Origin of the sequence: Hyunsoonleella aestuarii, assembly GCF_006148925.1 — a bacterium.
GTDB lineage: Bacteria > Bacteroidota > Bacteroidia > Flavobacteriales > Flavobacteriaceae > Algibacter_D > Algibacter_D aestuarii.
Window position 1 is genome coordinate 304,320 of sequence record NZ_VAWB01000003.1, and the last position, 23,165, is coordinate 327,484.

Consider the following 23,165-nt stretch of genomic DNA (forward strand, 5'->3'; position numbering starts at 1 on the left):
AAGAAACTATAAAGTTGCTTTTATTGCTGCCTGTGCAGAAACTAATCTTGCAATAGGCACGCGATAAGGTGAACAACTTACATAGTCCATACCAGTATTATAACAGAACTCGACAGAACTAGGTTCTCCACCATGTTCTCCACAAATACCAACTTTTAGGTTTGGTTTTGTGCTTCGTCCGCGTTCGGTTCCCATTTTAACTAATTGTCCTACGCCTTCTTGATCCAATACTTCAAAAGGATCTACTTTTAAAATACCTTTTTCAATATAAATAGGTAGGAACTTACCTGCATCATCTCGAGAATAACCGAAAGTCATTTGTGTTAAATCGTTGGTTCCAAAGGAGAAGAAATCAGCTTTTTCAGCAATTTTATCTGCCATAAGAGCCGCTCTTGGAATTTCTATCATCGTTCCTACAAGGTATTCTACGCTATCATTTCGTTCTTTAAAAATGGTATTGGCCGTAGATCGAATAATTTGTTCCTGAGCTTCAAATTCTTTTACAGTACCAATTAAAGGCACCATAATTTCTGGTTTACAGATAATACCTCTTTCCTTCAAGTTTAGTGCGGCTTCAATAATAGCACGGGTTTGCATTTCGGTAATTTCTGGATAGGTATTTCCTAATCTACAACCTCTATGGCCTAACATTGGATTGAATTCTTCTAATTCTGCCACTTTATTTTTAACCGCTTGTAGAGAAATGTGCATCTCTTCTGCCAAATCTTTTTGAGTTGCCAATTGGTGTGGCACAAACTCATGTAAAGGTGGGTCTAACAAACGAATGGTAACTGCTAACCCTTCCATAGCTTCAAAAATACCTTCAAAATCCGATCTTTGCATAGGCAATAAATCTTCAAGCGCTTGTTTTCTGCCTTTCACGGTATCTGCTAAAATCATTTCGCGCATCGCTTTAATTCTATCCAACTCAAAGAACATGTGTTCTGTCCTAGTAAGTCCGATACCCTGAGCTCCAAAATTACGAGCGACTTTAGCATCTTTTGGACTATCGGCGTTTGTTCGTACTTTCATTTTTGCATACTTATCCGATAATTCCATAATTTCAGCAAACTCGCCACTTAATTCGGGTTCAATAGTTGCAACTTTACCTTCAATAATATTTCCAGTAGAGCCGTTTAAAGAAATCCAATCTCCTTCATGATATTCATGACCATCAACCGTTAGTGTTCTTTTCTTATAGTTTATTTTTAAAGCTCCAGCTCCAGAAATACAACATTTACCCATGCCACGAGCTACTACAGCTGCATGCGAGGTCATACCTCCTCTTGCCGTTAGGATGCCTTTAGCAATATTCATACCTTCTAAATCTTCAGGAGAGGTCTCTATTCTTACCAAAATGCTATTCTTGTATTTATTAGCTTCATCGGCAAAAAATACAATTTTTCCTGTTGCAGCTCCAGGAGACGCTGGTAATCCTTGAGCAATAATATTAGCTCTTTTAAGCGCAATAGGATCGAAAACAGGGTGTAATAATTCATCTAACTTATTTGGCTCTACTAATAAGAGAGCTTCTTTTTCATTAATCATGCCTTCCTTGAGCAAATCCATGGCAATTTTTACCATAGCGGCACCTGTTCGCTTACCATTTCTAGTTTGTAAAATCCACATTTTCCCATCTTGGATTGTAAACTCCATATCCTGCATATCTCGATAATGCTTTTCTAAAATGTCTTGGTAACCATTTAACTCATTAAACATAGTTGGCATCAACTCTTCTAGAGAAGGATAATTTTCGCGTCTATCGTCTTCTTCAATCTTAGCTAATTCTGCCCATCTTTTAGATCCTAACTTTGTTATCTGTTGTGGCGTTCTTACACCAGCAACAACGTCCTCACCCTGTGCATTAATTAAATACTCGCCATTAAATACATTTTCGCCAGTTCCCGCATCACGGGTAAAACATACACCAGTTCCGGAGTTATCACCCATATTACCATAAACCATGGCTTGAACATTAACAGCTGTTCCCCAATCTGCTGGATAACCATTCATGGTTCTGTAGTAAACCGCCCGGTCTCCATTCCAACTATTGAATACTGCTATAATAGCACCCCAAAGCTGATCCCAAGGATCTGTTGGAAAATCAAATCCAGTTCGCTTTTTTACTGCACCTTTAAAATCGAAAACCAAATCTTGTAAATCTTGAAGTGAAAAATCGGTATCTAATTCAATACCTCTTTTCTCTTTGAGGTTTTCCATAATTTCTTCAAAAGGATCGATATCTTCCTTTGAAGCTGGTTTCATTCCAAGAACAACACCACCATACATTTGAATGAAACGGCGGTAGGAATCCCAAGCAAATTTATCGTTGTTAGTTTTTTTAGCCAGACCTTGTACTACCTCGTCATTCATACCTAAGTTTAAAACCGTATCCATCATTCCTGGCATGGAAACTCTAGCTCCGGAGCGCACAGATATCAATAACGGATTTTCTTTATCACCAAAAGTGGTTCCCATTAGGGTTTCGATATTTGCTATAGATTGTTCTACTTCTTCCTTAATCATTGCCACAACAGCTTCTTGACCCAGAAGGTTATATTCTGTACATACATCTGTAGTAATGGTAAACCCAGGAGGCACCGGAATTCCAATGGCACTCATTTCCGCTAAATTTGCACCCTTGCCTCCAAGGAGGTTTTTCATCGTGCTATTCCCGTCGGCGGTTTTATCGCCAAATTTGTAAACTCTTTGTTTTACATTTTCTAGTATTTCCATAATATAAATTTTTGATAAAAATGTGTTTTAAAAACTTAAGTAAAAGTAGTTTCTAAAACCCATTTTAATTATGACAAATGTCATGAAACCTCAAATAAACACTAAGAAAACTAAGTATTTTAAAAACAAAAAGCATCCCCGTTATGGGGATGCTAATGTTCACTAATTCAACAAAAGGATTTTATGCAAACCCAAAATTATCATTCATTTTAAGGTACGCTTTGGTAACTGTTTTTTTCATTAATAAGGATACCACAAATGCTACAACAAACAAGATGGCAAATACACCTAATGTGGCATCTAAAGATCCTGTAGCATTTTTTACAACATCATAGATAGTAGGTCCCACAACTCCAGCCAAGGCCCATGCTGTTAAAACCATTCCATGTATAGCACCTAATTGCTTGGTTCCAAATAAATCGCCTAAAAATGCAGGTAACGTAGCAAAACCTCCACCGTACATGGTAATTACGGTAAACAATACAACAAGGAACATGATTTCCATTCCTATTTTTGGTAAGAAGAAAAATGCCAGAATCTGAAATGCAAAGAACATAATATAAGTATTTGCACGCCCCAAGAAATCGGATAAGCTTGACCAAAGTATTCTTCCCAACCCATTAAAAACTCCTATTAAACCAACAACTGCAGCAGCTTCCATAGGGGTATAACTTAATTTCTCCTGCATCATTGGGCTTGCCGCAGAAATAATAGCAATACCACAGGCGATGTTGATAAACATCATAATCCAGATATAATAAAAACGAGACGTTTTTAAAGCTTGATTCGCTGTAATATTTGCCATATCTTTTTTGATAGTTTTACCTTGACCTGGTTTAAAACCATCTGGTAAATAGCCTTCCGGTGGTTTTTCAATATATCTTGCAGAAGATAATATCAATATCATATAAATCAAGCCAAGAATGTAAAATGCATTTGAAACACCAACAGCATCAAAAAGTGATTGCATTACAGGTCCAAAAACTAAAGCTGCAAAACCGAAGCCCATAATAGCCATTCCTGTAGCTAACCCTCTTCTGTCTGGAAACCACTTCACTAGTGTACTAACTGGTGTGATATAGCCTAATCCTAAACCAATACCACCAATAATACCATAGCATAAATAGAATAGCCATAACGCTTCCAATTGTACCGCTAATCCAGAACCTAAAATACCAATACCATAAAATATGCCTGCCGTTGTTCCACTAACTTTTGGACCAACACGTTCTACCCATCTTCCTAAAAATGCAGCCGAAAGCCCTAATAATAAAATCGCAATTTTAAATGCCCATTTTATAACACTACCATCAACATCAAATATATCTTTAACAGGGTTCGTCATTACTGAATAGGCATATACCGATCCTATTGATATATGGATCCCTACCGCTGAAGCAGCAATTAACCAACGGTTTTTTAGTTTTTGTGTTTTCATAATACTAATTGTTAGAGTTTTACTTTCTTCTTGCTCATTAATTTATCCTAACGTCTTTAAAATACTGCTTTAATATCTCTACTGCAGCATCAATCTCTTTTGGGGTATTTTCTCTAGCATCCTTTAACGGATAATCCCAACCCAAAGCATCCCACTTATGGACGCCTAACTTATGGTAGGGCTGAATTTCAATCTTTTCAATGGTTTTGTAGTCTTTAAAATACGTACCCATTTTATGCAACAATTCTGGCTTATTGGTTATTTCTGGAATCAACACATAGCGTAACCACATTTTTTTTCCTGATGCTTCTCTGTATTTTGCAAAATTAAAAGTGGTTTCCTTATTTTTCTGACCCGTAATATATTCATAGCCTTCCTCGGTCATATGCTTAATATCTAGCATTACTAAATCTGTATATTCATCTAACAATTCTTCTGTATAATGATTAAGAAGCCTGCCGTTTGTATCAATATTGGTATGAATCTCTTCTTCCTTTAATCTTTTGAAAAATGGCACCAATTCTTTGGATTGTAGTAAAGGTTCTCCGCCTGAAACTGTAACACCACCTTTTTTTCCAAAATAAGGTTTCTCCTTAATGGCCATCTGTACCAATTCCTCAATCCGGTATTCCTTACCGCCATGAGTATCTATAGTATCTGGGTTATGGCAATACAGGCATTTTAATTTGCAGCCTTGTAAAAATATCACCATCCTTACTCCAGGTCCGTCATGTGTGCCAAATGATTCAACAGAATGCACTCTTAATATGTTATCTTTATGTTCGATGTCTTTATGTTTTAAAATTAGCATCTGAAAAAGAAGTTGTTATAGTTCATTTCTCAGATGCCTAAAAATTATAAATAGAGTTTAGTTTATATTGACCCATGGAATGATCTTGTAATTACTTCCATTTGTTGTTCTCTAGTTAATCTTACAAAGTTTACTGCGTATCCAGAAACCCTAATGGTTAATTGTGGATATTCTTCTGGATGCGCCATAGCATCAAGTAATGTTTCTTTATCCAAAACATTCACATTAACGTGTTGTGCGTTTTTAGAAAAATAACCATCTAAAATACACGATAAATTTTCAATTCTTTCTTCAGAATCTGTTCCTAATGATTTTGGAACAATCGAGAATGTATTTGAAATACCATCTTGAGAATCCTTATAATCTATTTTTGCAACAGAGTTTAAAGATGCAATAGCACCATGCGAGTCTCTCCCATGCATTGGGTTTGCCCCAGGTGCAAATGGAATACCTTTTGCTCTTCCATCAGGTGTAGCTCCAGTTTTCTTCCCGTATACCACATTTGATGTAATGGTTAATACAGACATGGTTGGTTCTGCATTTTTATAAACTGGCAGCTTTTTTAATTCATCATTAAAATCAGCAACAGCTTTTGCAGCTAGCATATCTACTCTGTCGTCGTCATTACCATAGCATGGGAAGTCGCCTTCAATTTTAAAATCGACCGTTAAACCTTCCTCATTTCTAATTGGTTTTACTTTTGCATATTTAATAGCTGAAAGTGAATCTGCAACAATTGATAATCCTGCAATACCATAAGCAATATTAATTTCTGGATCAGTATCAATTAAAGCCATTTGTGCTTTTTCGTAATAGTACTTATCATGCATGTAGTGAATAATGTTCATTGAATCATTATAAACTCGTGCAACTTCTTTCATAGCTATTTTGAAGTTAGCCATTACCCTTTCAAAATCTAAATACTCACAGTCACAAGGTTCAATATCTTCAACCATTTGGGTACCTGTAATCTCACAACGTCCTCCGTTTATAGCTAATAATAAGGTTTTTGCTAAATTGGTACGTGCGCCGAAGAATTGAATGGACTTTCCTAAAGCTTGGTAAGACACACAACATGCAATACCATAGTCATCGGAGCCGCGATTAATTCGCATCATTTCATCGTTTTCAAACTGAATTGAAGAACTATCTATTGCAACTTTAGCACAAAATTCCTTGAAGTTTTGAGGTAAATCTTTAGACCAAAGAATTGTCATATTAGGCTCAGGTGAAGGTCCTAAGTTGTAAAGTGTATTTAAGAAACGGAAAGACGTTTTAGTCACCTTTGTTCTTCCGTCATCAAACATACCACCAATTGCTTCGGTTACCCAAGTTGGATCTCCTGCAAAAATCTCGTCGTAAGCACTCATTCTTAAATGTCTTACCATTCGTAATTTCATCACGAATTGATCAATATATTCTTGTGCTTCTTCTTCAGTAATTAAACCTTCTTGTAAATCGTTTTCAATATATATATCAAGAAATGTAGAGACATTTCCTAGCGACATTGCTGCACCGTCTTGCTCTTTTACAGCAGCTAAATATGCCATATACGTCCATTGTACGGCCTCTCTAGCAGTTTCTGCAGGACGACTTAGGTCTAAATCATATTTAGCACCTAAAACAACCATTTCTTTTAACGCCTTAATTTGATCTGAAACTTCCTCGCGTAGACGAATCACAGCATCTGTCATTGGTCCAGTGATGTTTGTTAAATCTTTTTTCTTTGATTCAATCAAAGCATCAATGCCATAAAGTGCCACACGACGGTAATCTCCAATTACTCTACCTCTAGCATAGTTATCAGGTAATCCAGTTAAAAACCCCAACGAACGAAATTTCTTTATCTCTGCATTATAAGCTGCAAATACACCATCGTTATGAGTTTTTACATATTTAGAAAACAATTCTGTTAGGTTATCATTTGGCTTAACACCTTGTTCTGCTAGGGCTTTTTGAACTACTTTAAAACCACCAAAAGGTTTCATTGTTCGCTTTAATAACTCATCGGTTTGCAATCCAACTATTATCTCATTATCTCTGTCTATATATCCAGCATTAAATGCACTAACTGTTGAAATGGTTTCAGTATCTAAAGAACGAACACCATTATTTTGTCGTTCTTCTTTAGTGGCTTCCATACATATATCCCATAGGTGCTGAGTTCTCAGACTAGGGCCCACTAAAAATTCATCTGTACCATGATAAGGTGTAACATTTTTGAAAACAAAATCTCTCACGTTAGTTTCGTCATTCCAAATCCCCGGTTCAAATTCTTTTACTTCCATCTATTTATGTTTTTAATTTTTGTAAAATAATGTCTATAATTGACCATTCAAAAGTAGAAACAGAGTATCTCAAAAAAGATGACAAATGTCATCAAACCTAATAATTACAGGGAATAAGAAAGATATTTTTAACGAAAACGTTTGCGTTAAAAGGTACAAGAAAAGAATTCAGCAATCTTTTATTTAAAACTATGAATAGTTCATTACGAATTGAATCTTTTAATGAATAAAGAATATAATATTTCATGATTTTCTTCAATTTTAATAAAAATCTCAAGAAAGATGAAAATTGTTTTTTATGAATTAACAAACCATTTAACCTATCAATCACTTCATTTATACATTATTTGAAAATCCTTTTTAATTTCATACTTTGCAATACTAGATTTTACAGGACTATTTATGGCAGAAGTAACAAGATTATTCGATTTCCCATATTATCAATTGGAAAATGGACCTTTAGACAGTTCATTAGTTACTAAATATGATGGAACTTGGGTTAAAACAAGTACTAAGGAATATTTAGATAAAGCAAATGCTTTAAGCAGAGCACTTCTTAAACTGGGCGTAAAGAAAGATGATAAAATTGCCGTTATCTCTTCGAACAACAGAACAGAATGGCATATTGTAGATATTGGGATATTACAAACAGGAGCGCAAAGTATTCCTATTTACCCTACCATTTGTGCCGAAGATTATGAATATATTCTTAATCATAGTGAATCTATCTATTGCTTTGTATCTGATGAAGTAGTTCTAGAAAAAATAAATAAAATAAAGAGCAAAACAAAACTAAAAGAAGTCTACTCTTTTGATTCCATTAAAGGCTGCGAAAATTATGCAGCTCTTTTTAAACTTGGTAATGACACCTCGAATCAAAAGGAATTAGATGCTCGAAAAGATGCTGTAAAACCTTCAGATTTAGCTACAATAATTTACACCTCAGGAACAACCGGAAAACCTAAGGGAGTTATGCTTTCCCATTGGAATATTGCATCAAACGTATTTGCTGTTGAAAAAAGATTTCCTTTAGAGGTTGGTGACAAAACATTAAGTTTCCTTCCAATATGTCACATATTCGAGAGGGTATACCTCTATGTTTGTCAATACTGCTGTATTTCAATTTATTTTGCTGAGAGTATAGATAAAATTGGAGATAATTTAAAGGAAGTGAAACCAAATGTTATCACACTAGTTCCGCGATTGGTTGAAAAAGTCTATGATAAAATAATGGCTAAGGCTGAAGAACTTACTGGTATAAAAAAGGGGCTCTTTTATTGGGCTGTAAAGCTTGGTGAAACATATGAACCCTATGGTAAAAATGGTTGGTGGTACGAATTTAAGTTATCAATTGCTCGTAAATTAATATTTAGTAAGTGGCAAGAAGCGATGGGTGGTAACATTGTTTTTATGGCATCTGGAAGTGCCGCATTAACACCACGTTTAGGACATATTTTTGGAGCTGCTGGCTTACCCATTATGGAATGTTACGGACTCACTGAAACTTCTCCTGGAGTTACTGTAAGTGATAGACGGAATAATACATGGAAAATTGGCTATGTAGGTAAACCATTGGACGGTGTTGAAGTAAAAATAGCTGATGATGGGGAGATACTCTGTAAAGGACCAAATATCATGATGGGTTATTACAAAGATCCAGAAAAAACTGCGGAAGTTATGACAGGTGATTATTTTCATACTGGAGATAAGGGAGAAATTGACTCTGATGGTTTTTTAAAAATTACAGGTCGCAAAAAGGAAATGTTTAAAACCTCTGGTGGAAAGTATGTGGTACCCACCCTTCTCGAAAACGAACTAAAACAATCGCGTTTTGTAGAGCAAGCTATGGTCATTGGCGAGGGTGAAAAAATGCCCGCAGCCTTAATACAACCAAATTTTGAATATTTAAAAGAATGGATTGATAGAAAAAATCATCCTATTGGAATTTCTGAATTAGAAATATCTTCTTCTGAGATTGTATATTCAAGAATTCAAAAAGAAATAAATAAATGCAACAGTAAATTTGGCAAGTGGGAACAGATAAAGGTTTTCAAACTAACACCTGATTTATGGACCATTGATGCTGGACATCTCACCCCTACTTTGAAAATGAGGAGAAGCATTATTAAAGAAAAATATTCCGATTTAATCGAACTAATTTACAGACCTTAGCTTATTGACTCCATTGTTTTTTATGTAATTTATACTACAATATTTTAAGATATCATTAATTAATAGTGTTATTTATTATATATTTCATATTTTTTTAATATTTTTAACTCACTAACTAATAATTTAAAAAAAATGAAAACAAAAAATTTTCTAGTAGCTGGAATTGTTGGAGGCATAGTCGATTTCTTTTTAGGTTGGCTGTTCTATGGTATTCTCTTTAAGGATTTTTTCCCTCAGCCCGAGGAAAGTTCAAACACCATGATTATGATATTTTTGGGATGCATAACCTTTGGTCTTTTCATTGCCTATGTTTATACGAAGTGGGCTCAAATTACAACGGCTGCAACAGGTGCTAAAGCTGGTGCCATTATTGGTCTTTTCATGGGACTATACTTTAACTTCTTTAATATGGCAATGAATTCTGACGCAACAGGACAAATGTTTGCTATGGACGTTGGGATTTCGATTGTTATGACGGCTATAATTGGTGCTATTATAGGTACGATAAATGGAAAAATGAGTGACTAATACATATAATTAAAACTAAAAACCACCTCGTAATAAGGTGGTTTTTTTATTCCCTCTAGATTTAATTAATAAATCAAAAAATACTATGCATGCATAGTATTTTTTTTTATATTTGACCCACCAACCTAATTATATGAAAGATAAAACGATTGAATACGTATTAAGAACAACATGGCTTGCTGTTCAAAAAATGTATAATGAAGAAGCCAGTAAGTTTGATAGTACCATGGCAACAGGTTTTACATTATTAAGCATAGATCCTGAAAAAGGAACGGCATCGACCGCTCTTGGTCCTAAAATGGGTATGGAAGCTACTAGTCTTTCTCGAATCTTAAAAACTATGGACGAACGTGGAGTTATTGAAAGAAAACCCAACCCTAATGATGGTCGAGGCGTTATTATTCATTTAACAGAATTTGGTCGAGAGAAAAGAGCTCTCTCCCGTGATAAAGTATTAAACTTTAATGAGGCTATACGCAACAAAATTTCGAAAGAAAAAATCGATCATTTTTATGAAGTTGCAGAGCTCATTAATGATATGATAGCTAATAAAAAAATTTACAATCAAAATCAATAATAACTCAAAATGAGTAAAAGAAGAATTAAGAAAATAGCAATTATAGGTTCAGGTATTATGGGAAGTGGTATAGCTTGTCACTTTGCAAATATTGGTGCTGAGGTTTTATTGCTAGATATTATTCCAAGAGAGCTTAATGATAAGGAAAAAGCAAAAGGCTTAAGTTTAGAAGACAAAGTTGTAAGAAACCGTTTGGTAAATGATGCATTATCTGCATCTCTCAAGTCAAAGCCCTCTCCTATTTATCATCAAAAATTTGCAAGTAGGATAACAACAGGTAACCTTGAGGATGATATTGTTAAAGTTTCGGAAGCAGATTGGATTATGGAAGTGGTTGTTGAAAGACTTGATATTAAAAAACAAGTTTTTGAAAAATTAGAAAAATACAGAAAACCTGGTACTTTAATTACGAGTAATACCTCGGGTATTCCAATTAAATTTATGAGTGAAGGTAGAAGTGATGATTTTCAAAAGCATTTCTGTGGAACCCATTTTTTTAACCCTGCGCGTTACCTAAAACTATTTGAAATCATCCCAGGACCTAAAACAGAACAATCTGTTCTGGATTTTTTAAATAATTATGGTGAACAATTCCTTGGAAAAACATCAGTAATAGCTAAGGACACGCCAGCCTTTATTGGAAATAGAATTGGAATCTTTAGTATCATGAGTCTATTTCATGTAGTAAAAGACATGAATTTAACAATTGAAGACGTAGATAAATTAACAGGTCCTGTAATAGGTAGACCTAAGTCGGCTACCTTTAGAACGGTTGATGTTGTTGGCTTAGATACACTTGTTCATGTTGCTAATGGTATTGCAGATAATTGCAAAAATGATGAACGCTTAGAACTATTTCAATTACCAGATTTCATAGCCGCAATGGTTGAAAACAAGTGGTTAGGAAGCAAAACAGGACAAGGTTTTTATAAAAAACATATTTCAGACGATGTTAAAAAGGAAATTTTATCTCTAGACCTCAATACGCTCGAATATAGATCTTCTAAAAAAGCAAAATTTCAAACATTAGAATTAACCAAATCGGTAGACAAAGTTATTGATAGGTTTAAAATACTCATTACAGGAAAAGATAAGGCAGGTGATTTTTATCGTAAAACATTTGCTGCATTATTTGCTTACGTTTCAAATAGAATTCCTGAGATATCGGATGATCTTTATAAGATCGATGATGCAATGAAAGCAGGTTTTGGTTGGGAACACGGACCATTTCAAATTTGGGATGCTATTGGTGTTGAAAAAGGTTTAGAATTAATTAAATCCGAAGGCTTACAAGTTGCCGATTGGGTTAATAATATGGTAAGTTCTGGTAACTTATCATTTTATACTATTCAAAATGGAACGACCTATTATTATGACATTCCTTCCAAAACTCAAACCAAAGTTCCTGGACAAGATGCGTTTATCATTTTAGATAACATTAGAAAATCAAATGAAGTATTTAAAAATTCCGGCGTAGTAATAGAAGACTTAGGTGATGGTATATTGAATTGTGAATTCCAATCTAAGATGAACACTATTGGTGGCGACGTTCTTACTGGACTTAATAAAGCCGTCGACATAGCAGAAAAAGACTTTGAGGGATTAGTTATTGGAAACCAAGGCGCCAATTTCTCAGTTGGCGCCAATATTGGTATGATCTTTATGATGGCAGTGGAACAAGAATATGAAGAATTAAATGCTGCTATTAGATACTTTCAAGATACTATGATGCGCATGCGTTATTCCTCTATTCCTACAGTTTCAACGCCACATGGCATGGCTTTAGGTGGTGCCTGTGAACTATCTATGCATGCCGATAAAGTAGTCGCAGCAGCAGAAACATATATGGGGCTTGTTGAGTTTGGTGTTGGAGTTATTCCTGGAGGTGCTGGCTCAAAAGAAATGGCACTACGTGCTTCAGATACTTTCCGCAAGGGTGACGTAGAATTAAACGTTTTACAGGAGTACTTCCTTACCATAGGTATGGCGAAGGTCTCAACCTCGGCATATGAAGCTTTCGATCTTGGAGTCCTTCAAAAAGGAAAAGATATTGTCGTCGTTAATAAAGACAGGCAAATTGCGACAGCTAAAGCTCATGCTAAACTTATGGCCGATGCAGGTTACACACAACCTGTTAAGCGTAAAGATGTAAAAGTCTTAGGAAAACAAGCGCTGGCTATGTTCTTGGTTGGTACGGACGCTATGGAAGACAGTAATTACATTAGTGCGCATGATCATAAAATAGCTAACAAACTAGCATACGTCATGGCAGGTGGTGATTTATCCGAACCTACTCTGGTAAGTGAACAATATTTACTAGATCTAGAGCGAGAAGCCTTTTTAAGTTTATGTACAGAGCGAAAAACCTTGGAACGTATTCAGCACATGCTAACCAAAGGAAAACCTTTAAGAAACTAGATACTCAGACTTTTAGATTTTTATAAATCTAACTAATCTTAAAATCTAATTATCTAAAAATCTAAAATAAATGAAACAAGCATATATAGTAAAAGCATATAGAACTGCAGTAGGAAAAGCTCCCAAAGGTGTTTTTCGGTTTAAAAGAACGGACGAATTAGCAGCAGAGACCATTCAATATATGGTTAATGAATTACCAGAACTTGATAAAAAACGTATTGATGATGTTATAGTAGGTAATGCTATGCCAGAAGGTTCACAAGGACTTAATATGGCTCGTCTAATTTCTTTAATGGGATTAGATATCGTAGATGTACCAGGAGTTACAGTTAACCGATTTTGCTCTTCTGGAATCGAAACCATTGGTATTGCAACGGCAAAAATTCAGGCGGGTATGGCAGATTGCATTATTGCTGGTGGTGCCGAAAGCATGAGTGCAGTGCCTATGACGGGTTTTAAAACCGATTTGAACTATGACATTGTTAAAAATGGTAATGAAGATTATTATTGGGGCATGGGAAACACTGCAGAAGCAGTTGCTAACCAATTTAAAGTCTCTAGAGAAGATCAAGACGAGTTCGCTTATAGTTCACATATGAAAGCTTTAAAGGCTCAAGCCGAAAATCGTTTTCAAGATCAGATTGTGCCTATTGAAGTAGAACAAACTTATGTTGACGACAGCGGGAAAAAGCAAACAAAAAAATATACTGTAACAAAAGATGAAGGCCCTCGTGCCGGAACTAATCTATCAGCACTTGCAAAACTGCGACCTGTATTTGCTCAAGGCGGAAGTGTAACAGCAGGAAACTCATCACAAATGAGTGATGGTGCAGCGTTCGTTATGGTTATGAGTGAGGATATGGTAAAAGAACTCAATCTAGAACCTATTGCTAGATTAGTAAATTATGCAGCTGCTGGTGTGGAACCTAGAATTATGGGAATTGGCCCTGTTAAAGCCATTCCAAAGGCATTACAGCAAGCAGGCCTTAAACAAGATGATTTAGAACTCATTGAATTAAATGAAGCATTTGCTTCTCAGTCATTGGCTGTTATTAGAGAACTCAACCTAAACCCAGATATTATAAACGTTAACGGAGGGGCAATTGCACTTGGACATCCTTTGGGTTGTACAGGAGCAAAACTATCTGTGCAATTATTTGATGAAATGAGAAAAAGAAATATGACAGGGAAATATGGTGCTGTTACCATGTGCGTTGGTACTGGTCAAGGAGCGTGTGGTATTTTTGAATTTTTAAATTAAAAAAATGGAAAAAGAAATTTTAAGAGGTGGTCAATTTCTAGTGAAAGAAACTAGTTGTGAAAACATTTTTACACCAGAAGATTTTAATGAGGATCAGCTTATGATGAAAGAAGCTGTTACCGAATTTGTCGATAGAGAAATTTGGGCAAAAAAAGCACAGTTTGAACAAAAAGACTATGCGCTCACCGAGTCTTGTATGCGACAAGCGGGAGAACTAGGTTTCCTTAGTATTTCTGTTCCAGAAGCATACGGAGGTATGGGAATGGGTTTTGTAGACACTTGCTTGGTATGTGATTATATTTCGGGTGCTACTGGTTCATTTAGTACAGCTTTTGGAGCACATACAGGTATTGGCACCATGCCAATTACACTTTATGGTAATGAAGAGCAAAAACAAAAATACGTGCCAAAATTAGCCTCAGGAGAATGGTTCGGATCCTACTGCCTTACTGAACCAAGTGCTGGGAGTGATGCCAATTCTGGAAAAACAAAAGCTGTTCTTTCTCAAGATGGCAAAACTTATAAAATTACGGGGCAAAAAATGTGGATTTCAAACGCAGGTTTTTGTAGTGTAATGATTGTTTTTGCTCGTATTGAAGATGATAAAAACATCACCGGTTTTATTGTTGAATACGACCCAGAAAACCCTAATGGAATTACCATGGGAGAAGAAGAACATAAACTAGGGATTCGGGCTTCTTCTACACGACAGGTTTTCTTTAATGATACTGTAGTTCCTGTTGAAAATATGCTTTCTACAAGAGGCAATGGTTTTAAAATTGCTATGAATGCCTTAAATGTCGGTCGAATAAAATTAGCCGCTGCATGTTTAGATGCACAAAGACGAACTATTACAGAATCGGTAAAATATGCCAATGAACGCATCCAATTTAAAACACCTATATCAAGTTTTGGAGCTATAAGACAAAAAATTGCAGAAATGGCTACCAATTGTTGGGTAGGAGAAGCTGCGACTTATAGAGCTTCTAAAGATATTGAAGATAGAATTACACTTCGACAAAATAATGGAAAAGATACACACCAAGAAGCAGAACTTAAAGGTGTAGAAGAGTATGCCATTGAGTGTTCCATCCTTAAAGTTGCTGTTTCAGAATTTGTTCAGAAATGTACAGATGAAGGTATTCAAATATTTGGTGGTATGGGGTTTTCAGAGGAAACACCAATTGAATCCGCCTGGAGAGATGCACGTATTTCAAGAATTTATGAAGGTACGAACGAAATCAATAGAATGCTTTCTATTGGCATGTTAATCAAAAAAGCTATGAAAGGGCATGTCAATGTTCTGGAACCTGCCATGGCTGTAAAGGAAGAACTTATGGGCATTCCTTCATTTGATGTTCCAGATTATTCAGAGCTTTTTTCAGAAGAAAAAAACATAATAAAAAACTTGAAGAAATTATTTTTGATGGTTGCTGGGGCAACTTTGCAAAAATACGGTGAAAAGATAGAGAAACAACAGCAATTAATGCTTGCTGCTTCAGATATTTTAATTCAAATCTATTTAGCCGAATCAGCCATTCTTCGAGCTGAAAAAATGGCTAATAAAGAAGGAGAAGATAATGTAAAAGAGCAAATTGCCATGGCTAAATTAAATCTATTCCATGCCATAGATGTTATTGAAACAGCTGGTAAGCATTCCATTATTTCTTTTTCTACCGGGGACGAACAACGCATGATGCTTATGGGTCTAAAGCGTTATATTAAATATGTAAACATGCCAAATATTATTGAACTAAGACATATAATTGCTGAAAAAGTGATTAATGAAAATAAGTATTGTTTTTGAATTTAAAATACTAACCATTTTATGTGACTAATTCAAATGTAAAAGGCGTCTTAAATTAATTTTTGAGGCGTTTTTTTATTAATTTAGTTGGAAAATATATGTTATGAAAAAACTTCTATGTTTTACCCTCCTGTTATATTTAAATTTCACACATAGTCAAAATCCGAACGATATTTATAATATTATCGAAGCTGTTTCGGCAGAACGCATTCAAAATAATATTCAAACCTTAGTAAATTTTGGGACTAGAAATACCTTCAGTGATACTATTTCAGAAACGCGAGGCATAGGAGCAGCAAGGCGCTGGATTAAAAAGAAGTTTGAAACAATTTCAAATAAGTGCGATGAATGTCTTGAGGTATTTTACCAAAAAGATTTTGTAACTAAAGAAGGCAATAAACGTGTGCCTCATGATGCTTGGATAGTTAATGTTGTAGCCATTCAAAGAGGCACAAAATATCCAAACCGTTATGTTATAATGAGCGGTGATATTGATTCAAGAGCTAGTAACACTATGAATTTTACAATCGATGCTCCTGGCGCAAACGACAACGCCTCTGGCATGGCTGGAACCATTGAGGCCGCTAGAGTCCTTTCAAAATATAAATTTGAGAGTAGTATTGTTTATGTTGGACTATCAGGAGAGGAACAAGGTCTATTTGGTGGTGCAGGATTGGCAAAATATGCAAAGGATAACAATTGGGATATCATTGGTATTCTCAATAATGATATGATTGGAAACATTAAAGGTGTAGATGGCGTGATTGACAATAGATCATTTAGAATTTTCTCAGAACCTGTCCCTCCTACTGAAACCGAGAGACAGCGAAAACTGCGTCGTTTTTATGGAGGTGAAGTTGATGGTATTTCAAGACAATTAGCACGCTACGTTCATAAAAACACGAAGATATACATGCCTGAAATGAATCCCATGATGGTGTATCGTTTAGATAGATTTGGTCGTGGTGGTCATCATCGTCCGTTTAATGATCTTGGTTATCCTGGTATTCGTATTATGGAAACTCATGAAAACTACACACAACAACATCAGGATATCCGAGAGGAAAACGGTATAAAATATGGAGATGTTATTGAACATGTTAATTTTGGGTATGCTAAAAAGTTAACATCGGTGAACGCAATTAATTTAGCAAGTTTAGCTTGGGCACCGCCAGCCCCCAAAGAGGTTGCTATCGGTGGTGTTGTTGAGCCCTCAGTTAAATTTAAATGGAATAAGGTTGAAGGTGCAAAAGGTTATAAAATATACTGGCGAGATACTACATCTCCTACTTGGGATTATTGTCGATATGTTGTAGATGTTTCAGAATTTACCTTAGATGGAATTGTTATTGATAATTATTTCTTTGGAATTGCAGCTATTGGCGATAATGGATTTGAAAGTCCGGTAGTGTTTCCAAATAAATTAATGCGTTAAATTTTTAATATGAATCATCTTAGACAAATCTTTTCCGGATTATTGTTTTTTGCTTCTTTGTTTACCAATTCGCAAGAACTTTTACAAGAAAAGACAATTTTCACTAGACAAGATACCCTTAGAGGTAGTATCACCGCAGAACGCGAATGGTGGGATTTAACTTATTATCATTTAGATATTAAAGTGGATCCTGATAAAAAATTCATTTCTGGTAAAAACACCATTCAGTATAAAGTCTTGAAAGAATACTCGGTGATGCAAATCGACTTACAATCTCCTATGAAGATTATTAAAGTTATACAGAATGAAGAAGAGTTAAAAATTAAAGACGAAGGAAATGCATATTTCATTACATTAAACCAACCACAAAAGATTAATGAGCTAAACAGTCTTGACGTTTATTATGAAGGGTATCCTAAAGAGGCTGTGCGAGCACCGTGGGATGGAGGTATTTCTTGGAAGAAAGATAATAACGGAAATCATTTTATTGCATCTTCTTGTCAAGGCTTAGGAGCAAGTGTTTGGTGGCCTTGTAAAGACCATATGTATGATGAGGTCGACAGTATGCAAATAAGTGTCAATGTTCCTGATAAGTTAATCAATGTTTCCAATGGAAGATTACGATTGGTAGAGCGCATTGGAGATACCAAAACCTATCATTGGATAGTAAAAAATCCAATAAATAATTATGGTGTAAACATAAATATTGGAGATTATGTTAACTTTTCTGAAGTTTATGACGGCCTTGGCGGAAACCTAGATATGGATTATTATGTTTTAAGAGATAATCTTGGAAAAGCCAAAGAACATTTTAAGGATGCTCCAAAAATGATAGAAGCATTCGAATATTGGTTTGGCCAATATCCTTTTTATGCAGACAGTTTTAAACTTGTTGAAGTGCCTTATCTTGGTATGGAGCACCAAAGTTCTGTGACTTATGGCAATCAATATAAAAAAGGGTATTTAGGAAACGATTTATCTGGAACTGGATGGGGACTAAAATTCGACTTTATCATTATTCACGAAGGTGGTCATGAGTGGTTTGCTAATAATATTACGAATAAAGATATAGCAGACATGTGGATTCATGAAGGGTTTACCGCCTATTCTGAAAATTTGTTTCTAGATTATTACTATGGAAAGGAAGCTTCTTCTGAATATGTTATAGGCACTCGAAAGAACATTATGAATGATAAACCATTAATTGGACATTATAATGTTAACAAAGAAGGTTCTGGAGACATGTATTATAAAGGAGCCAACATGCTTCATACATTAAGGCAGCTTATTGAAGATGATGAAAAATGGCGAAAAATATTGATTGGACTTAATACTACTTTTTATCATCAAACAGTAACAACTAAACAAGTTGAAGATTATATAAGTAAGCAAACAGGCTATGATTTAACTGAGTTTTTTAATCAATATTTAAGAACCATTAAAATCCCCACTCTGGAATACCAAAAATATGGTAAAAAGCTAAAGTATAGATGGACAAATATTATAGAAAAATTCGACATGCCTATTCAGGTTTCTATTAACGGAAATTCACAATGGCTATTTCCTAAGTCTGAATGGAAAGAATTAATGCTCGACGAACAGGTTGGTACTTTTGAAATTGATAAAGACTTTTATGTGTATTCAAAAGAGATATAATTTTGAAAGACCTACCTGAAATTCATTTTGAACGTGATACCGATTGGTATAATTGGTTAATAAATAACCATAATAAAGAAAAAGGGGTTTATTTGATATTTTACAAGTTGGAACTAAATATCCCTACAATGCGTTGGGAAGAAGCCGTTAAAGTTGCCATCTGCTTCGGTTGGATAGATTCAACTGTAAAAAGCCTAGGTAATGGAAAACGGCGCCAATATTTTTGTCCTCGAAACCCAAAAAGTACTTGGAGCGCTTTAAATAAAAAGTATGTTAAGGAATTAACCAAAGAAGGCTTGATTCATGAATCTGGTTATAAAATTATTGCTCTAGCAAAAGCAATAGGAACATGGACTGCCATGGATAATGTTGAAAATGGCATAATTCCAGCAGATTTACAAAATGCTTTTGATAACAATCATGTAGCTTTTCAAAACTATCAAAACTTTTCTAAAGGATACCGAAAAAGTTATTTATCATGGTTATATAGTGCTAAGCGAGATGAAACTCGGCTGAATCGTATTACTGAAATCATTAGACTTTGTAAAGCAAATATTAAGAGCAGAGACAATTGGTGATTTTAAATACCACTAATAAAACTGCCATAAGGGTCTTTAAACTGTATACCCTCAGTAAAACGCTGTTTGCTTAATTGCTTAAACTCTACTAAAGCCCATAATACAAATTCTTTTACAAAGTAACTATCTTGCTGACTTAAATTTGGCTGATATTCACCAAGCAAATCATCTAGAGGAGAAATACTGTTAAGTAAACTTTTATATTCTTTATCTCTTAGGTCGTCTAATAATTCAAATCCATCAGACTGATTGAAAAACCATGAAATAATATCATCATAGGGGCTTTCTTCTTCTTGCTTTTTAAGCTTCTCTACTTTCGGAAAAAACTCAACAAATAAACTCTTAACTGCTTCTCCAATCAAATTATATGCCACTACAGCAGCTCCTTCCTGTTCACCCTCATAGACTAATTCAACCTTACCGGTTACCGAAGGAATAACACCAACAAAATCACTTAAACGAACCATGGTAATTTTATCTCCGGTTATAAGTGCTCTCCGCTCCGCGGTACTGAGCAAGTTCTCTAAAGCTGTGATACTTAATCGAGCACTAACACCGCTTTTAGTATCAATAAAATCATTATCACGTGCTTCAAAAACAATTTGTTCAAGTAAGTCTCTGGCTAAATCGGGAACCAAAACTGATTTCTTTTGAGATTCAACCAACTTTGCTTCCTGTTCAGTTATCGCCCTTGCTGTTTCGATATCTGTCGGATAGTGTGTTAGAATTTGTGAACCTATTCTATCTTTTAAAGGTGTAACAATACTGCCTCTATTTGTATAATCCTCAGGATTTGCAGTAAATAAGAATTGGATATCTAATGGTAACCTCAGTTTAAATCCCCTAATTTGAATATCGCCTTCCTGCAAAATATTGAACAGTGCCACCTGTATTCTAGCCTGCAAATCGGGTAGCTCATTAATTACAAAAATACAGCGATTGGCTCGAGGAATCATACCATAATGAATCACCCGGTCATCGGCATAACTTAATTTCAAATTAGCCGCTTTTATAGGATCTACATCACCAATTATGTCTGCAACGGTAACGTCTGGTGTGGCAAGTTTTTCAGCAAAACGTTCACTTCTATGTAACCAAGATATTGGAGTAGCATCTTTCTTTTCATTTATTAATTCGGTTGCATACCGAGATATTGGATTAAAAGGGTCATCATTAATTTCTGACCCTTTTATGATTGGAATATATTCATCAAGTAAGTTAAGCATTAGTCGAGCAAGTCGCGTTTTTGCCTGTCCACGAAGACCCAACAAATTTATATTGTGTCGAGAAAGAATGGCGCGCTCTAGTTCTGGAATAACTGTATTTTCGTAACCATGAACACCTTCGAAAGTATCCTCCTTTTTTCTAAGTTTTTCAACTAAGTTATCACGTAATTCATCTTTTATTGATTTACTTTTGTATTTAGCTTCTTTTAAATCACCTAAGGTTTTAAGTTTTTTAATATTCATAGTTATCCTCTTATTCTTTTTTTTCTATTTGTTTCGTAATCTTCAAAAATCATTTCACCTAGCCCTTTTATTCCAGTGTAAAATGCTTTTCCTTGATTTGCATAGGTAAATTCTCGAACGAATTGCATAAGATAATTGTCCTTTGCAATCATAAAAGTCGTTATAGGAATATGCAGTTTCCGTGCTTGCTGCGCCATCATATAACACTTATTCACAATGTGAGAATCTAAACCCATGCTATTTTTATAATATTCACCATCTGGTAAACGCAAACAACTTGGTTTACCATCTGTTATCATAAATATTTGCTTGTTGGTATTCCGCTTACGTCTCAACAAATCCATTGCCAATTCCAATCCTGCTACGGTATTGGTATGAAATGGCCCTACTTTTAAATATGGTAAATCTTTAATTTCTATTTGCCAAGCATCGTTACCAAAAACTAAAATATCCAAGGTATCCTTAGGGTAACGCGTTGTTATTAATTCGGCCAATGCCATGGCGACTTTTTTAGCTGGTGTAATACGGTCTTCCCCATACAGTATCATACTATGACTTATATCAATCATTAGAACGGTACTCATTTGAGTTTTATGCAATGTTTCCTCAACAACTAAATCGTCTTCAGACATTATAAAATCTCCAATTCCATGATTTATTTGAGCATTCTTGAGACTCTCCGTCATAGACACCTTATCCAAGGCATCTCCAAACTGATATCCTCTATAATCACCAGTATGCTCATCACCTATTCCAGGGCTTTTACTCTTGTGATTACCTTGCCCACTTCGTTTTATTTTTCCAAAAATATGGTCTAAAGCTTGTTGCCGAATAGCACGTTCTGTCTTGGCAGTAATTTCTAATGAGCCATTACCATCGGTATCTATCTCCTCTCTTAAATACCCCTTATTTTTAAGGTCTTCAATAAAATCTTCAATAGTGTAATCTGAAGTAGTTAGTTTGTATTCTTTATCTAACTCTCGAAGCCAATCGATAGCCTCATCAAAATCTCCTGAAGTATGCGTTATTAATTCCTTGAAAATTTCGAATAGTTTGTCGAAAGGAGATTGTTCTTGAGTTCTGTAAGATTGAAATACGAAGCCCTTTCTGAAAATTTTATCATTTAACATAGCACTTTAAAAATACTACATTTTTAATGAAAAAGTAAAATATTAGAATTAGATTTATCTATAGCGTAAGAAGAATATCAAATAGGTATTACTCCACCCTTTTAAGTCCATTCAAATTCTCAATTTTGATAAACTTACCAACTGTAGAAATGAAACCTTCTTTTTTAAACTGAGACAATACTCTAATAGCAGACTCTGTTGCTGTCCCAACTATATTGGCATAATCTTCTCTAGATAATAAAACACTAAGGGTTCCATCAGGATTTACACCAAAGCTTTCATGAATATAAATTAAAGTTTCAGCTAAACGTTGTTTCACAGACTTTTGAGCCATATTAACAATAATATCATCTGCCTCCCTTAAATCATTAGCCATGTCCTTTAAAAGATCAAAAGAAAATTTAGGGTTCTTCTGCAAATCTGCAATAATTTCTGCTCTTGGGATAAAACAAACTTCCATATCATTTAGAGCAGTAGCTTGTAAATTTGAACTTTCGTTTGTTACTAAAGAACGTTGACCAATCAACTGACCTTTTACAACCATTTTAACAATTTGGTCTTTTCCATTTTCACTGAGCTTAGAAAGCTTGCAAATACCATCTTTCACACAATAAACACCATTTATAGAATCTCCTTCTTCAAAAATAACCTCTCCTTTTTTTATAATCTTAGAAGTTTTACATCCAGAAATTCTTATTAACTCTTCCTTCGTCAATGACTTTAGTGAGTTAAACTGCTTGATGATGCACTGTTCACATTTTCCCATTCCAATTAATTTGATTGTAGCGTAAAAATAACGAAAACATGACAAATATCATATTAAAAAAAACACTAACTTTCAACCTTTGCATAAGGTATAAA

Annotated in this window: 16 protein-coding genes; 9 read left to right on the forward strand and 7 right to left on the reverse strand. The window is 34.9% G+C overall.

The window, feature by feature from the left end; genetic code table 11:
• Positions 1 to 6: 6 nt before the first annotated feature.
• From ppdK to pflB, 4 genes are all read right to left on the reverse strand, one after another.
• Positions 7 to 2,736, reverse strand: a complete 2,730-nt coding sequence (gene ppdK / locus FEF17_RS13665) for a pyruvate, phosphate dikinase (RefSeq protein WP_139002973.1) — start codon at positions 2,734 to 2,736, stop codon at positions 7 to 9.
• 181 nt (positions 2,737 to 2,917) lie between these two features.
• On the reverse strand, positions 2,918 to 4,174 hold the full coding sequence (locus FEF17_RS13670; RefSeq protein WP_139002974.1) for an L-lactate MFS transporter: 1,257 nt from the start codon (positions 4,172 to 4,174) through the stop codon (positions 2,918 to 2,920).
• 37 nt (positions 4,175 to 4,211) lie between these two features.
• Complete coding sequence (gene pflA, locus FEF17_RS13675) at positions 4,212 to 4,985, reverse strand: pyruvate formate-lyase-activating protein (RefSeq protein WP_139002975.1); 774 nt, start codon at positions 4,983 to 4,985, stop codon at positions 4,212 to 4,214.
• Between the two features lie 62 nt (positions 4,986 to 5,047).
• Positions 5,048 to 7,273 (reverse strand): formate C-acetyltransferase, encoded by a 2,226-nt coding sequence (gene pflB, locus FEF17_RS13680; RefSeq protein WP_139002976.1) that lies wholly within the window; start codon positions 7,271 to 7,273, stop codon positions 5,048 to 5,050.
• A 402-nt stretch (positions 7,274 to 7,675) separates the two neighbouring features.
• Between pflB and FEF17_RS13685 the strand changes: the two genes are divergently transcribed.
• From FEF17_RS13685 to FEF17_RS13725, 9 genes are all read left to right on the forward strand, one after another.
• The gene (locus tag FEF17_RS13685) at positions 7,676 to 9,445 is read left to right on the forward strand and encodes an AMP-dependent synthetase/ligase (RefSeq protein WP_139002977.1); all 1,770 of its coding nucleotides are present in this window, start codon (positions 7,676 to 7,678) and stop codon (positions 9,443 to 9,445) included.
• 132 nt (positions 9,446 to 9,577) lie between these two features.
• Entirely contained in the window at positions 9,578 to 9,973 is a 396-nt protein-coding gene (locus FEF17_RS13690; RefSeq protein WP_139002978.1) for a DUF1761 family protein, read from the forward strand.
• 133 nt (positions 9,974 to 10,106) lie between these two features.
• Positions 10,107 to 10,550, forward strand: coding sequence for a MarR family winged helix-turn-helix transcriptional regulator (locus FEF17_RS13695; protein ID WP_139002979.1), 444 nt, complete (start codon positions 10,107 to 10,109; stop codon positions 10,548 to 10,550).
• A gap of 9 nt (positions 10,551 to 10,559) precedes the next feature.
• Complete coding sequence (locus FEF17_RS13700; protein ID WP_139002980.1) at positions 10,560 to 12,968, forward strand: 3-hydroxyacyl-CoA dehydrogenase/enoyl-CoA hydratase family protein; 2,409 nt, start codon at positions 10,560 to 10,562, stop codon at positions 12,966 to 12,968.
• Positions 12,969 to 13,038: 70 nt separating this feature from the next.
• The gene (locus FEF17_RS13705) at positions 13,039 to 14,229 is read left to right on the forward strand and encodes an acetyl-CoA C-acyltransferase (protein WP_139002981.1); all 1,191 of its coding nucleotides are present in this window, start codon (positions 13,039 to 13,041) and stop codon (positions 14,227 to 14,229) included.
• Positions 14,230 to 14,233: 4 nt separating this feature from the next.
• Positions 14,234 to 16,036 carry an acyl-CoA dehydrogenase FadE gene (locus tag FEF17_RS13710; protein WP_139002982.1) on the forward strand — a complete coding sequence of 601 codons (1,803 nt, stop codon included), beginning with the start codon at positions 14,234 to 14,236 and terminating at the stop codon, positions 16,034 to 16,036.
• Between the two features lie 103 nt (positions 16,037 to 16,139).
• Positions 16,140 to 17,471, forward strand: a complete 1,332-nt coding sequence (locus FEF17_RS13715; protein ID WP_139002983.1) for a M28 family peptidase — start codon at positions 16,140 to 16,142, stop codon at positions 17,469 to 17,471.
• Between the two features lie 9 nt (positions 17,472 to 17,480).
• Positions 17,481 to 19,127, forward strand: coding sequence for a M1 family metallopeptidase (locus tag FEF17_RS13720; RefSeq protein WP_139002984.1), 1,647 nt, complete (start codon positions 17,481 to 17,483; stop codon positions 19,125 to 19,127).
• Between the two features lie 2 nt (positions 19,128 to 19,129).
• Positions 19,130 to 19,705 (forward strand): YdeI/OmpD-associated family protein, encoded by a 576-nt coding sequence (locus FEF17_RS13725; RefSeq protein WP_139002985.1) that lies wholly within the window; start codon positions 19,130 to 19,132, stop codon positions 19,703 to 19,705.
• 2 nt (positions 19,706 to 19,707) lie between these two features.
• Here the strand turns inward: FEF17_RS13725 and FEF17_RS13730 are convergent, their stop codons facing one another.
• The 3 genes from FEF17_RS13730 to FEF17_RS13740 form a co-directional block, all read right to left on the reverse strand.
• Positions 19,708 to 21,174 (reverse strand): MoxR family ATPase, encoded by a 1,467-nt coding sequence (locus FEF17_RS13730; protein ID WP_139002986.1) that lies wholly within the window; start codon positions 21,172 to 21,174, stop codon positions 19,708 to 19,710.
• Between the two features lie 2 nt (positions 21,175 to 21,176).
• A complete protein-coding gene (locus FEF17_RS13735) occupies positions 21,177 to 22,304 on the reverse strand; it encodes a vWA domain-containing protein (RefSeq protein WP_139002987.1) in 1,128 nt (375 codons plus the stop codon).
• Positions 22,305 to 22,392: 88 nt separating this feature from the next.
• The gene (locus tag FEF17_RS13740; protein ID WP_139002988.1) at positions 22,393 to 23,070 is read right to left on the reverse strand and encodes a Crp/Fnr family transcriptional regulator; all 678 of its coding nucleotides are present in this window, start codon (positions 23,068 to 23,070) and stop codon (positions 22,393 to 22,395) included.
• Positions 23,071 to 23,165 lie beyond the last annotated feature (95 nt).